The sequence below is a fragment of the Gammaproteobacteria bacterium genome, assembly GCA_013003425.1.
Lineage (GTDB): Bacteria > Pseudomonadota > Gammaproteobacteria > Steroidobacterales > JABDKV01 > JABDJB01.
This window is the reverse complement of record JABDJB010000007.1, coordinates 15,395-28,397: the sequence shown is the minus strand read 5'-3', so window position 1 is coordinate 28,397 and position 13,003 is coordinate 15,395. Positions and strand designations below refer to the sequence as shown.

Genomic DNA, 13,003 nt, shown 5'->3' with positions numbered 1-13,003 from the left:
TCTCCTGCGTAGTAAACGAAAACGGTTTACAGCGGGAAGATCGTCAGTCCAGATAAACGCAGTTGAGGACGTATAACGGGGGAGCAGCACCGGAGTGATGATCGGTCTGCGGGACAGAGCGGGCCCGGCAGGGCAGCTGTGCCTGCTGCAGTGACAGGGCCGGCGGCAGCAGCGCCACCACCTTGCCGTCGAACTGCTTCAGCTTGATATCGCCGCTGCGACCGCCGTAATTGAAATCATCCAGCGTGTCGCAGTCGCCATTGTCGGCACACGGCATTGCCATGGCGGCCATGTCGTGGCCCTCATGGTGCGCCATGGCCGGCGGGCAATGCGGGCAGTCGCCATGGTCGTCCACTTCCAGTGCCATGACGCACGGCTGGGCAACCAGGCTCAGCCAGGCAACAGCAAAGGCTGCCAGGGCATTCCTGCCCCAGGCCTTACGGTGTCGTCGCACTGCAGCCAGCACATTCATATTGCCGAGACTACTACCATTATCAGTGAGTTGCCAGCCAATGCTGTCAGGTTTTGGAGAAATGATCATAGCCTGCCAGCCGGTCCGGATCATGGCCCGGCAGCACTACGCCCTGCCCCTCCCCGACCTGGCCGATGCGCCGCACGCCGCAGCCCCGGTCAGCACCAATCCCGGTGACAGCGGCCGTCTGCCCTTCCGGCGCAGTGAACAGCAACTCGTAGTCGTCGCCGCCGCAAATGGCGGCCAGCAGATCGCCCTCCACCACCTCTGCCAGGGCGCCGGCATCGAGCGTAATGCACACGCCCGAGGATTCGGCCAGGCGACGCGTATCGGTGAGTAATCCGTCGGAAATATCGATCATCGCACTGGCGACGCCGCGTAATGACAGCCCCTCGACCACGCGCGGCTCGGGACGGCGCAGGTAGTCTGACGCCAGGGCAGCACCGGGACGGCCGGTAACGTAAAGCGCATCACCTGCCCGCGCGCCGCTGCGCCGGATCAATGATCCCTGCGGCGCATGACCGAGCAGCGTAACCGTTGCGGCAAGCGGACCGCTTACCAGGTCGCCACCAATCAATGCCACGTCATACTCGTCGGCAAGTTCGAAAAACCCATCGCTGAACGATTGCAGCCAGCTCTCGTCAGCTTGCGGCAAAGACAGCGACAACAACGCCCACGCCGGCTGCGCCGCCATCGCGGCAAAATCACTCAGGTTCACCGCAAGTGTCCGGTGCCCGATTTCATGCGCTGCCATGGCAGCGGGGAAATGCACATCGGCCACCAGCGTATCCATCGCGCTGACAAGCTCATGCCGTTCCGGTACGCGAACTGCGGCAGCATCGTCGCCGATCGCCAGCGTCACATCCTCGCGCTGACTGCCGCGAGCAAAAAAACGCCGGATTATTTCAGTCTCGTCCACCGCCGGCTTCCTGCGGCCGCAGTTCGGCAGCAGCACGATCCAGCAGAGCGTTGACGTACTTGTGGCCGTCAGTGCCGCCAAACTGTTTGGCCAGGGTCACCGCTTCGTTGATAACGACGCGATAGGGAACATCGCTACGCGCATTCAGTTCTGCGAACGCACCATAAATTACGGCTCGCTCTACCGGGTCGAGCTGTGAAACAGGGCGATCGGCATAGCGACCGATTACCTCATCGTAATTGGCCCGCGCACTATCGACCTCGGTCAGCAGGTCGTCGAAAAAATCCATATCGACGCCGGCCAGGGAATCGCGCTGTGCAAACTGCTGCCTGATGTCTGCCAGCGGCTGCTCATTGAGCAGGGACTGGTAAAGCACCTGCATCAGGACGCGACGGGCGCGGTTCCTGCCGGCCCGGCGTTGCTTGGCGGAACTCGCCATTACAGGTCCAGCCGGCGCAGCGCCTGCGCCATCTCTACCGCGGCTATCGCGGCTTCGGCGCCTTTGTTTTCTGAATCATTACCGCAGCGAGCTTCGGCCTGGGCGGCGGTATCGCAGGTCAGCACGCCAAAGGAAACAGGCAATTTGTACTCGAGCGCTACGCGTGAAAGCCCGGCGGCGCATTCGGCACAGATGTAATCGAAATGGGCGGTGTCACCACGAATTACGGCACCCAGAGCAATGATCGCGTCAATCCTGCCAGTGCTCGCAGCGGCCTGCGCGGCCAGCGGCAGCTCCCAGGCGCCGGGGACGCGAATGACCCTGATGTTGGCAGATTCCGAGCCCATGCGGACAAGCGTCTCGGTCGCCCCTGCCAATAATTTATCCACGATGACTTCGTTGAAGCGTGCTGCGACGATTGCGATTTGCAAATCGTGGGCGTCCGCGTTCCCGCTAAACTCGCGAAAACCTGCCATCAGCTGTCGCCGTCCAGGTATTCGACAACTTCCAGCCCGAAACCGGACAGCGCGTGCATGATCTTTGGCGCGCTCAGTACGCGCATCTTACGTACACCGATGTCACGCAGAATCTGCGCGCCAATGCCGTAGGTGCGCAGCTCACCGGTATGATCGGCCGACTGCAGATCGGCAGTGCCGTTCTGTACGGCTGCGACCAGTTCGGCCGGATCCTCGCCTGGCCGCAGGATTACCACAACACCGCAACCACTGTCGGCTACCGTCTTGATCGCATCACGCAGTGGCCAGCCCAGCGATGGCCACTTCAGCCCCACCACATCGCCCAGCGTGTCCTGCAGATGCACGCGCACCAGGGTGGGCTCGCCCGCGTCGATATCGCCCCTGACCATCGCCAGGTGCACGCTGCGATTGACGTGGTCGTCATAGCAATACAGTTGAAAATCGCCGAATTCTGTCGGCACGACACGCTCGGCGATACGTTCTACCGACTGCTCCTTGTTGAGCCGGTAGCTGATGAGATCGGCGATGGTGCCCATACGAAGTCCGTGGGTACGGGCAAATTCTTCGAGGTCAGCACGACGCGCCATGCTGCCGTCTTCGTTCAGGATCTCGACAATGGCTGCCGCCGGCGCCCGGCCGGCAAGACGCGCCAGGTCACAGCCTGCTTCGGTGTGACCAGCCCGGGTCAGTACGCCACCGGGTTGGGCCATCAGCGGAAATACGTGCCCCGGCTGCTTCAGATGCTCCGGCCGGGCCTCGGGCGCGACCGCACACCGGATGGTATGCGCGCGGTCGTGTGCCGAGATACCCGTGGTCACGCCTTCGGCTGCCTCGATAGACACGGTGAAATTTGTACGCTTGTCGCGATCGGTGTCGCTGACCATCAGCGGCAGCCGCAGCTGCTGGCACAGCTCGCGGGTGATCGTCATGCAAATAAGTCCGCGGCCGAAACGCGCCATGAAGTTGATGTCTTCGGGCCGCACGCAATCGGCCGCCATGATCAGGTCGCCCTCATTTTCACGGTTCTCATCGTCCATGATGATCACCATGCGACCGGCGGCAATGTCCGCGACGATGTCTTCGATATCATCGAACTTATCGTTGCGGATTGGCTGCACGTTACTCATCTGCTTTGCTCCAGTACGCGCGCCACGTAGCGCGCGATGATGTCTGCCTCGAGGTTTACCCGGGTTCCGGGGCGATAGTCGCCCGCCACGGTTGCCTCCAGCGTGTGGGGAATAATGTTAACGCCGAAACGGCCAGGCTCCACCTCGTTGACCGTGAGGCTGGTGCCGTCAACACAGATACTGCCTTTTGGCGCGACCAGAGCCGCCAGCGGGTCCGGCAGGGCGACAAAAACGCGCACCGATTGCGCCTCTGGCCGGCAATCCAGCACCTCGGCGACGGCATCGACATGGCCGCTGACCAGGTGCCCGCCCAGCGCGTCACTGGCCCGCAGCGCATGCTCCAGGTTGAGCCTGCTGCCAGGCGCCAGGTCGCCCAGCGTGGTACACGCCAGCGACTCGGCTGAAACGTCGGCGCTGAACCGGACACCGTCGATGCCAGTTACGGTCAGGCAGACGCCATTGACGGCAATACTGTCGCCAACCGAACTGTTCTCCAGAAACCTGTCGCCGGCGTCGATGGTGAGCATTTCGCTGCCGTCACCGACCTGCCGCGCGGCAAGCGCTCCGATGCGTGTGATGATTCCGGTAAACACCGTTACACGCTACCCGCAACGTAACGGAGACGCCAATCATCGCCGATGCGGCGGCTGCCGACCTGGCTGAAATGCGGGAGGCTGGCCATGTCATCGATGGCGGGTGCTTCAAACATCGACCGGCCTTCGCGACCCAGCTTGGCGGGCGCCCTGTAAAGCACAACTTCGTCCAGCAAACCGGCATCGAGCAAGGCGCCATTGAGTATCGGGCCGGCTTCCACCATGACTTCATTGATTTGCAAAACACACAGCTGCTGCATGACCGCGGCAAGATTCAGGCCCTTGTCGTTACCCGCGATACGGCTCACGCGTGCACCACTATCGATCAACGCCGTCTCGCGCTTTATCCCTGCGGCTTCGGTGCAAAAAATCATGCAACGCTCGCCGAGAATTGCAGCATCACCGGGCGTACGGAGTGCCGAATCAAGCACAACCCGCCACGGCTGCTGCCAGCTGACATTTTCCGCAAGCCGCACGTTCATGCGCGGATTGTCTGCCAGTATCGTTCCGATTCCCGTCAGCATTGCAGAAGCACGACTACGCATCTGCTGCACGTCGTCACGCGACGCCGGGCTGGTAATCCACAGCCTGCGACTGCCTGGCAGCGCCACGCGACCGTCTGCACTGGCGGCGATCTTGCTGCTCACAAATGGCCGGCCCGATCGCGTTCTCATTTCAAAACCGCGGTTGAGCCTTTGTGCCGTTTCCGACAGCAGGCCACTATGCACCTCGATACCGGCCGCCTGCAGCGCCGCCTGCCCGCCACCATCGACGTTCGGGTTCGGATCGACTGCGGCAACCACTACCCGTTTTACGCCGGCAGCGATAAGCGCCTGTGTGCACGGGCCGGTAAGGCCCTGATGATTGCACGGCTCGAGGGTGACAAAAGCAGTCGCACCGCGAGCACGCTCGCCAGCGGCATCAAGCGCCACGACTTCGGCGTGGCGGCCGCCGGCACGGCGATGAAAACCCTCGCCGACAATTTTTCCGTCGGCATCGATCACGCAACCGACACGCGGGTTCGGATCGCAGCCATTGCGTATCCGGCCGGCAAGATAAATTGCACGCGCCATACGCGCATGCTCGTGTGCCGTCAGGACGCTCATTTGCGGCGAGGTTTTTTCTTGGTTTTTTCGTCCACAGGCAGCAGCGAAAGCTGGCGCCGGGCGCGGTTTTTTGGCCGTATGCGCTGCATACGGTCGATTTCTTCACGAAAGGCCTCGACGTCCTGGAAGCTGCGGTACACGGAAGCGAAGCGGACATAGGCAACCTGGTCGAGGTCGTGCAGCTCATCCATAACCAGGTCGCCGACGGTGCGTGCCGGGACTTCGCGCTCGCCTGTGGTGCGCAGCGCATGCTTTATACGGGTAATCGCCTGCTCGATGTCTTCGGCGGATACCGGCCGGCGCTCCAGCGCCCGCTGCATGCCGCCACGCATCTTGTTCTCGTCAAATGGCTCGCGTTCACCATCGTTCTTTACCACGTAGGGCAACACCAGCTCCGGTGTTTCGAAGGTAGTAAACCGCTCGGCACAGCCCAGGCATTCGCGACGACGTCTTACCTGGCCACCCTCGGCAGCGAGACGCGAATCAATTACCTTGGTTTCAGTACCAGCGCAGAACGGACAATGCATACTTCGTGCCGGCGGCTAACCCGTGTACTGCAGCGGCGTGGCCTGGTTGGCGTCGGGCGCATACACCGGGAAACGCTCGCAGATAGTAAGCACCTGACGCTTGACCCGGGCTACAATCGACTCATCACCGAGGTCATCGATAACGTCGGCGATCCAGCCAGCCAGCTCGCGAGTCTCGTCGACACCAAAACCACGGGTGGTAATTGCCGGCGTTCCCAGCCGCAGACCACTGGTAACGAAGGGCGAACGTGGATCGTTCGGTACCGTGTTCTTGTTTACCGTGATGTTGGCACGACCAAGTGCGGCATCGGCATCTTTACCGGTTATTTCCTTCTGAATCAGGTCAACAAGAAACAGGTGGTTGTCGGTTCCATCGCACACGATGTCATAACCGCGCTCCATCAGCGCTGCCGCCATTGCCCGGGCATTGGCCTTCACCTGCTGCTGGTAGGACTTGAACTCCGGCTGCAGTGCCTCGAGGAAAGCCACTGCCTTCGCAGCAATCACGTGCATCAATGGCCCGCCCTGGGTGCCCGGAAAGACCAGCGAATTGAACTTCTTGTTCAGCGCCTCGTCATCACGCGCCAGAATAAGACCGCCGCGCGGGCCGCGCAGAGTTTTATGCGTAGTGGTAGTGCAGACATCGGCGATCTGCACCGGGCTGGGGTACTCGTCCACCGCAATTAACCCGGCAACGTGTGCCATGTCGACCATCAGGTAGGCATTAACCGAATCAGCGATGTCACGCATGCGCTGCCAGTCCACGACCCGCGAGTAAGCAGAGAAGCCGCCGACAATCATCTTTGGCTGGTGCTCGGCAGCGAGCTGTTCCATTTTTTCGTAGTCGATTTCTCCGGTTTCGGAGTTGATGCCGTATTGCACCGCGTTGAACAGCTTGCCGGAAAAATTGACCTTGGCACCGTGCGTCAGGTGACCACCGTGGTCGAGCGCCATGCCCAGTATCGTGTCACCGGGTTTGAGCAGGGCCAGGTACACGGCAGCATTTGCCTGTGAACCTGAATGCGGTTGCACGTTGGCATAGCCCGCACCAAACAGTTTTTTGGCGCGATCGATGGCCAGCTGCTCGGCAACATCGACGTGTTCGCAGCCACCGTAGTAGCGCTTCGCCGGATAACCCTCGGCATACTTGTTGGTCATGACCGAGCCCTGGGCTTCGAGCACACGCGGGCTGGCGTAGTTTTCCGAGGCAATCAGCTCGATATGTTCTTCCTGGCGCCGACGCTCGTGCTCCAGTGCGGCTGCCAGCTCCTTGTCAAAACCGGCGATGGTCCAGTCCGCTGTATACATGCTCCCCCCAAGGGACGTGTAGTAAACGCCCGAGTTTACCGCAGCGCCCGCCACCCCGGCAGCATTTTGCGGCATAATCTGGCGCCACTTGAGGGGGGTTCGATGGCGCAGTACGTGTACACGATGAACCGGGTAGGCAAGGTTGTGCCGCCCGGCAGGCATATTCTCAAAGACATCAGCCTGAGCTTTTTCCCGGGCGCCAAGATCGGCGTGCTGGGTCTGAACGGGTCGGGCAAATCGACCCTGCTGCGCATTATGGCCGGGGTCGACGCCGATATCGAAGGTGAGGCACGGCCGCAACCGGGTCTGCGTGTCGGCTACCTGGCGCAGGAACCGCAGCTCGACGATACCCGCGATGTGCGTGGCAACGTCGAGGACGGCGTAGCCGAGATCCGCGCCCTGCTGACCGGATTCGATGAGCTGAGTATGAAGCTCGGCGAACCGATGGACGACGACGCAATGAACAAGTTGCTCGAAGAACAGGCACGGCTGCAGGATGCCATCGAGGCCTGCAACGGCTGGGAACTCGAGCGCAAACTGGAAATTGCCGCCGCTGCATTGCGCCTGCCGCCATGGGAGGCCGACGTCGCAAAACTGTCAGGCGGCGAACGACGGCGGGTTGCGCTGTGCCGGCTGCTGCTGTCAGAGCCGGACATGCTGTTGCTCGACGAACCGACCAATCATCTCGATGCCGAATCGGTTGCCTGGCTGGAGCGGTTCCTCGACGAGTACCCCGGCACCGTGGTGGCGGTTACTCATGATCGCTATTTTCTCGACAATGTTGCCGGCTGGATTCTCGAGCTGGATCGCGGTCATGGCATTCCGTGGGAAGGCAACTACTCTTCCTGGCTGGAACAAAAAGAAGCCCGTCTTGCAACCGAGCAAAAACAGGAGGCAGCCCGGCGCAAGGCAATGCAGGCTGAGCTGGAGTGGGTACGTGCCAACCCAAAGGGCCGCCATGCCAAGTCACAGGCGCGACTCAACCGTTTTGATGAGCTGGCATCGAAAGACTTCCAGCAGCGTAACGAAACCCGCGAGATCTATATTCCGCCCGGCCCGCGCCTGGGCGACCTGGTCGTCGAGGCCGAAGACCTGTGCAAGGGTTTCGGTGACCAGCTGCTGATTGACGGACTGACTTTCAGCCTGCCGCGCGGCGGCATCGCAGGCATCATCGGGCCCAACGGCGCCGGCAAGACAACGCTGTTTCGCATGATCACCGGCAGCGAGGAGCCGGATGCCGGCATGCTGCGTCTCGGCGACAGCGTCGAGCTGGCCTGCGTCGACCAGAGCCGCGATGCACTCGACGACAGCAAGACTGTCTGGGAAGAAATTTCGGATGGGCAGGACATTATCAAGGTCGGCAGTTACGAGACGCCATCGCGAGCTTATGTCGGCCGGTTCAATTTTCGCGGCAACAACCAGCAGCAGCACATCGGCGAGCTGTCGGGCGGCGAACGCAACCGGGTGCACCTGGCGAAACTGCTGCGTTCCGGTGGCAACGTCTTGCTGCTCGACGAACCGACCAACGATCTGGACGTAGAGACTTTGCGTGCACTGGAAGAAGCACTGCTGGCCTTTCCCGGCTGCGCCGTGGTGATTTCGCATGACCGCTGGTTTCTCGATCGTATCGCAACACACATTCTGGCGTTTGAGGGCGACAGCCACGTGACCTGGTTCGAAGGCAACTACGCCGATTACGAAGCAGACCGGAAAAAGCGCCTGGGCCACGACGCCGACCAGCCACACCGCATCCGCTACAAACGCCTTGCCTGATGTTTTCTGCTGGCGCCCCGACAGGCGCACTGCTACGCTGAATTATGAGCTGCAGCAACTGGCGCCATGGCGACATTTCTAACTGAATTAAAACGGCGCAACGTGTTCCGGGTGGCCATTGCCTACGCGGTGAGCTCGTGGGTACTGGTACAGCTGATCGAACTCGCAGCCGATGCTTTCGGCGCACCCGACTGGGTTATCAAAATGACCATCGCGGTGCTGGCGATCCTGTTCATCCCCGCGCTGCTGTTTTCCTGGGTTTATGAACTTACGCCCGATGGCCTGATGCGCGAGTCGCGGGTGACACCTGAAGATTCGGTCACCGCACACACGGCAAAGAAACTGGATATTGCGGTGATTGCCTTGCTGGTGATTGCACTGGGCCTGTTTGCATTCGACCGCTTTACCGGTGATGCAGCGGCACCGACAACATCGTCGGCGGAACAGACGGCAACCGACTCGGCGACGCAGGCGGCGGTGGTTGACGAAAACTCTGTCGCGGTGCTGCCTTTTGTCGATATGAGTCCGGCTGGCGACCAGGAGTACTTTACCGACGGATTGACGGAAAACCTGCTCAATGCGCTGGCGCAGGTTCGCGAGATCAAGGTCGCCGGGCGCACTTCGTCTTTTGCCTTTAAAGGGAAAAACGAGGACTTGCGCAGCATTGGCGAGCAACTCAATGTCGGCAATATCCTCGAGGGCAGCGTGCAAAAGGCCGGCGAGCGTATTCGTATCACCACACAGCTGGTCGCGACCAAAGACGGCTTTCACCTGTGGTCGGAAACATTTGACCGCGAGTTGACGGATATTTTTGCAATACAGGATGAAATTGCCACCGCAGTCGTTAAAGCACTGCGCAAGAACATCCTGGGCGAAGGAACGCCCAACACCGGCTACTCCGGAAACTTCGAAGCCTACAACGCCTATCTGCTGGGCCAGTCATTCATGTCCCGGAAGTCCGTCCAAGATTGGGATAAGGCAATCGTCGAATACGAGCGTGCGATCAGTATCGATCCTGAGATGGCACTCGCCTGGGCTGGGCTGTCACAAGCTATCGCCTACAAGACCGGCTTTGGATTTGATGAGACCTTTGCCGCCGGCTACGAGAGAGCACGCCACGCAGCGCAACAGGCCCTGCAGCTCGACCCACAGCTGCCCGAGGCACTCCTGGCACTGGCACATATCCAGACTTCGCATGATTGGGACTGGGCTGGTACCGAAGCGTCGCTGCGGCGCGCGCTGTCGTTGCGCCCGGGCGACCCGGAATTACGCAGCGAAATGGCCAGTCTGATGGCCATTCGGGGAGACCGCGCGGGCTGGCTGCAACAAAACACTAAGGCGCTATCGGTGGACCCGCTTAACGTGAGCCTGCAGGTCGATGTCGCCTGGGGATTAGTAGCCAATGGCCAACTCGACGAAGCGCTGGCAGCCACGCGAAAACTGCATCAGGTACACCCGCAGCGTGGCTCGCTGGGCCTGTTACTTGCCATTGTCCACCGCGAACGGGGTGAGTACGCGCAAGGCCTGGATGCTGCCGATACCGAGACGTTCGATTTTCTGAAATTAACGATGCAGGCAATTCTTCAGTACGACCTCGGGAATACAACTGCCGCACAAGAATATCTCCACGAACTGACCGCAGAATATGGTGATGATGTCGCCTACCAGGCCGCTGCGATATACACCGCGTGGGGCGATCTCGACAATGCCTTTGCCTGGCTCGACCGTGGCTACGCAATCCGCGACCCGGGACTCGTATACATCCAGGCCCACACCACCTTCGATCCACTGCACAGCGATCCGCGGTATGACGCTTTCCTGAAGAAAATGGGCTTTCGCTAAACTCAGGACAGATGGCACATCACGCGACAATAATCGACTGCGATCCCGGGCAGGACGACGCAATAAATCTGCTGCTCGCGCTGTCTTCGCCGGATGAAATCGATGTACTCGGAATAACGACGGTCGCCGGTAACGTGCCGCTGGACCTGACGACACGCAACGCACGGCTGATGTGTGACCTGGCCGGCTTCACCGACATGCCCGTTTATGCCGGCTGCGACCAGCCTGTAGTGCGCGAACTGATCACCGCCGAAAACGTGCATGGCTCGACCGGCATCGACGGCGTCGAGATCAGCACTCCACGTACGCCGCTACAGGAACAACACGCGGTCGACTTCATCATCGAAACTCTGACCAACGCAGTCGATGACTCCATCACCCTTGTACCGACCGGACCACTCACAAACGTTGCCGTTGCCATTACGCGCGAGCCGGAAATACTGCAAAAAATCAAACGTATCGTCATGATGGGCGGCGCGATGGGCCAGGGCGGCAACACGTCTCCATCGGCCGAGTTCAACATGCTGGTGGATCCGCATGCGGCAAAAATTGTGTTCGAATGCGGCAGGCCGATTGTGACCATGGGCCTGGACGTGACGCACCAGGTGCTGGCGTCCAGATCACGTATCGCCACACTTCGCGCCCTGGATAACCCGGTTGCCGATGCCACCTGTGACATGCTGGAGTTTTTCAGTCGTCACGACAGCAAAAAGTATGGTGCCGACGGCGCACCATTACACGACCCCTGCACCATGGCATTTCTGCTGCGCCCTGCTATCTTCTCAGGCAAGGAGTGCAATATCTCGGTTGAAACTGAATCACCACTGACTATGGGGCACACCGCAGTAGATTTCTGGCGCGTGACGGATCGACCAATAAATGCCACGTGGATACATCATGCCGATGCCGATGCGTTTTATGACCTCCTGGCCGATCGTCTCTCGCGCTACAGCAAGAACTGAGTAATGAGTGACAAACCCGCAATCGTAGTCGTCGGCTCAGTCAACCTTGACCTGGTTGCGCACGCACCCCGCCTGCCGGTGCCGGGCGAAACGGTAACCAACGCAACGCTGGCCCGGTACCCGGGCGGTAAGGGTGCCAACCAGGCGTTGGCAGCGCATCGCCTTGGAGCCCGCGTGTTCCTGTGCGCCTGCACCGGCGGTGATGCGACAGCTGACGAAGCACTGGCGTTGCTACGAAACGAGGGCGTCGACCTGACGCGCTGCGTTACGGACAAATCCAAAACAACGGGCGTGGCCCTGATCGCGGTTGCGCCGGATGGTGAAAACCAGATCGTCGTGGCGCCGGGCGCCAACCGGCGTCTCACGCCCTATCATCTCGAGCTGTCCGGCGCCGATGCCCTGATCTGCCAGCTGGAAGTACCCATGGCGACAGTTGCGGCAGCGGCAGCACGCTTTGAAGGACTATTTTGTATCAACCTGGCACCGGCAACGGAGGTACCGGACGAGATCCTGCAGCGCGCCGACCTGATCGTCATGAACGAGACCGAAAGCCTGTTTTTTGGCTCCGGGATCAACGCCTGCAAGAACCTGGTCGCAATTACCTATGGCGAACGCGGCGCAGTGCTGAAAAAAAATGGCGAGGTTATTGCGGAGGCGGCGGCGCCCCGGGCCGAGGTCGTTGATACTACCGGTGCCGGTGACACCTTTACCGCTGCGCTGACGCTGGCACTGCTGGAGGAGATGGCCCCGGGCGAAGCACTCGAATTCGCCTGCGCTGCCGCCACGCTGGCAACGACCCGGGCCGGCGCACAAACCGCCCTGCCCCGGCGTGAGGAACTGGAAACCTATCGCCAGCAGCTTGCGGCACAGTAATGTTCGCGAGCGCAGATTGCGCGCAGGACTCAACTAGCGAATCCGTGTCGCTTTGATCCGATAGACCTCGATATAGCTCTCGCCGCCATCGAAGGAGAACTCCATCATCCAGTTCCAGCTATCTTCGGTTGCCGGAAAGAATGTAATTCGGCGCGGTGGGTTTTGGGCCGGTGACACATAGGTCATCAACAGGTTGCCGTTGGCCTGCTGTTTTGCATTGATGTGCGCCTGGCCGACGAGACCCTTGATTGTCCAGACGATATCCCACGATTCTGTTTCAGGATTATAGGTGCGCAGATTAGTACCGACCGGTCCTTCGTTTGGCATCCAGAAATCCTGGACCGCGGTACCGCCACCAACACAGACGAAATCCCATTGCGCACCCTGGCCATTTGTCCAGCCCGAGCCGTCACGCGCCAGCGATGAATCCTCGATTTTCCACTGGCCAATGTACTGACCAAACTGCACCAGCGGGCCCTCCATGCAGCCTGCGTCGCTGCCAAAGTAGCCTGGTGCCATCGCTGCGGCCTCTGTCGCGGGTTCAGTCATCGTGCTACTGCAGGCTGTGACCAATACAGCCAGCACT

14 protein-coding genes are annotated in these 13,003 nt (G+C 60.5%); 4 read left to right on the top strand and 10 right to left on the bottom strand.

The features are described from left to right. Positions 1-43 precede the first annotated feature (43 nt). Genes HKN06_01400 through HKN06_01360 form a run of 9 tightly spaced genes read right to left on the bottom strand, consistent with a single transcriptional unit; the run spans position 44 to position 6,967 of the window. On the bottom strand, positions 44-541 hold the full coding sequence (locus HKN06_01400) for a hypothetical protein (GenBank protein ID NNF59965.1): 498 nt from the start codon (positions 539-541) through the stop codon (positions 44-46). Next, positions 519-1,391 (bottom strand): thiamine-phosphate kinase, encoded by an 873-nt coding sequence (gene thiL, locus HKN06_01395; GenBank protein ID NNF59964.1) that lies wholly within the window; start codon positions 1,389-1,391, stop codon positions 519-521. Before thiL ends, HKN06_01400 begins: the two co-directional genes overlap by 23 nt. Continuing rightward, on the bottom strand, positions 1,378-1,830 hold the full coding sequence (gene nusB / locus HKN06_01390) for a transcription antitermination factor NusB (GenBank protein NNF59963.1): 453 nt from the start codon (positions 1,828-1,830) through the stop codon (positions 1,378-1,380). Before nusB ends, thiL begins: the two co-directional genes overlap by 14 nt. Beyond that, complete coding sequence (locus HKN06_01385) at positions 1,830-2,306, bottom strand: 6,7-dimethyl-8-ribityllumazine synthase (protein NNF59962.1); 477 nt, start codon at positions 2,304-2,306, stop codon at positions 1,830-1,832. The genes nusB and HKN06_01385 overlap by 1 nt, the downstream gene beginning before the upstream one ends. Next, on the bottom strand, positions 2,306-3,433 hold the full coding sequence (ribB, locus tag HKN06_01380; GenBank protein ID NNF59961.1) for a 3,4-dihydroxy-2-butanone-4-phosphate synthase: 1,128 nt from the start codon (positions 3,431-3,433) through the stop codon (positions 2,306-2,308). The genes HKN06_01385 and ribB overlap by 1 nt, the downstream gene beginning before the upstream one ends. Next, positions 3,430-4,026 carry a riboflavin synthase gene (locus tag HKN06_01375; GenBank protein NNF59960.1) on the bottom strand — a complete coding sequence of 199 codons (597 nt, stop codon included), beginning with the start codon at positions 4,024-4,026 and terminating at the stop codon, positions 3,430-3,432. The genes ribB and HKN06_01375 overlap by 4 nt, the downstream gene beginning before the upstream one ends. 2 nt (positions 4,027-4,028) lie before the next feature. Beyond that, positions 4,029-5,132 (bottom strand): bifunctional diaminohydroxyphosphoribosylaminopyrimidine deaminase/5-amino-6-(5-phosphoribosylamino)uracil reductase RibD, encoded by a 1,104-nt coding sequence (gene ribD / locus HKN06_01370; protein NNF59959.1) that lies wholly within the window; start codon positions 5,130-5,132, stop codon positions 4,029-4,031. Further along, positions 5,129-5,659, bottom strand: a complete 531-nt coding sequence (gene nrdR / locus HKN06_01365; GenBank protein NNF59958.1) for a transcriptional regulator NrdR — start codon at positions 5,657-5,659, stop codon at positions 5,129-5,131. Before nrdR ends, ribD begins: the two co-directional genes overlap by 4 nt. Positions 5,660-5,674: 15 nt before the next feature. Then, positions 5,675-6,967 carry a serine hydroxymethyltransferase gene (locus HKN06_01360; GenBank protein NNF59957.1) on the bottom strand — a complete coding sequence of 431 codons (1,293 nt, stop codon included), beginning with the start codon at positions 6,965-6,967 and terminating at the stop codon, positions 5,675-5,677. A gap of 102 nt (positions 6,968-7,069) precedes the next feature. Here HKN06_01360 and ettA point away from each other — a divergent pair, with 102 nt between their 5' ends. From ettA to HKN06_01340, 4 genes are all read left to right on the top strand, one after another. Next, positions 7,070-8,740: an energy-dependent translational throttle protein EttA gene (gene ettA, locus HKN06_01355; protein ID NNF59956.1), complete on the top strand. Its 1,671-nt coding sequence runs from the start codon at positions 7,070-7,072 to the stop codon at positions 8,738-8,740. A gap of 66 nt (positions 8,741-8,806) precedes the next feature. Further along, complete coding sequence (locus tag HKN06_01350) at positions 8,807-10,582, top strand: hypothetical protein (protein NNF59955.1); 1,776 nt, start codon at positions 8,807-8,809, stop codon at positions 10,580-10,582. 11 nt (positions 10,583-10,593) lie between these two features. Beyond that, complete coding sequence (locus tag HKN06_01345; protein NNF59954.1) at positions 10,594-11,544, top strand: nucleoside hydrolase; 951 nt, start codon at positions 10,594-10,596, stop codon at positions 11,542-11,544. A 3-nt stretch (positions 11,545-11,547) separates the two neighbouring features. Beyond that, a complete protein-coding gene (locus HKN06_01340; GenBank protein NNF59953.1) occupies positions 11,548-12,417 on the top strand; it encodes a ribokinase in 870 nt (289 codons plus the stop codon). A 33-nt stretch (positions 12,418-12,450) separates the two neighbouring features. Here the strand turns inward: HKN06_01340 and HKN06_01335 are convergent, their stop codons facing one another. Then, entirely contained in the window at positions 12,451-12,966 is a 516-nt protein-coding gene (locus HKN06_01335; GenBank protein NNF59952.1) for a hypothetical protein, read from the bottom strand. Positions 12,967-13,003: the final 37 nt, after the last annotated feature.

What these genes read in the sequence shown, in the direction of transcription:
- HKN06_01400 (NNF59965.1), bottom strand. Translation starts at nt 541, where the DNA reads ATGATCATTTCTCCAAAACCTGACAGCATTGGCTGGCAACTCACTGAT.
- nusB (NNF59963.1), bottom strand. Translation starts at nt 1,830, where the DNA reads ATGGCGAGTTCCGCCAAGCAACGCCGGGCCGGCAGGAACCGCGCCCGT.
- HKN06_01385 (NNF59962.1), bottom strand. Translation starts at nt 2,306, where the DNA reads ATGGCAGGTTTTCGCGAGTTTAGCGGGAACGCGGACGCCCACGATTTG.
- ribB (NNF59961.1), bottom strand. Translation starts at nt 3,433, where the DNA reads ATGAGTAACGTGCAGCCAATCCGCAACGATAAGTTCGATGATATCGAA.
- ribD (NNF59959.1), bottom strand. Translation starts at nt 5,132, where the DNA reads ATGAGCGTCCTGACGGCACACGAGCATGCGCGTATGGCGCGTGCAATT.
- nrdR (NNF59958.1), bottom strand. Translation starts at nt 5,659, where the DNA reads ATGCATTGTCCGTTCTGCGCTGGTACTGAAACCAAGGTAATTGATTCG.
- HKN06_01360 (NNF59957.1), bottom strand. Translation starts at nt 6,967, where the DNA reads ATGTATACAGCGGACTGGACCATCGCCGGTTTTGACAAGGAGCTGGCA.
- ettA (NNF59956.1), top strand. Translation starts at nt 7,070, where the DNA reads ATGGCGCAGTACGTGTACACGATGAACCGGGTAGGCAAGGTTGTGCCG.
- HKN06_01350 (NNF59955.1), top strand. Translation starts at nt 8,807, where the DNA reads ATGGCGACATTTCTAACTGAATTAAAACGGCGCAACGTGTTCCGGGTG.
- HKN06_01345 (NNF59954.1), top strand. Translation starts at nt 10,594, where the DNA reads ATGGCACATCACGCGACAATAATCGACTGCGATCCCGGGCAGGACGAC.
- HKN06_01340 (NNF59953.1), top strand. Translation starts at nt 11,548, where the DNA reads ATGAGTGACAAACCCGCAATCGTAGTCGTCGGCTCAGTCAACCTTGAC.
- HKN06_01335 (NNF59952.1), bottom strand. Translation starts at nt 12,966, where the DNA reads ATGACTGAACCCGCGACAGAGGCCGCAGCGATGGCACCAGGCTACTTT.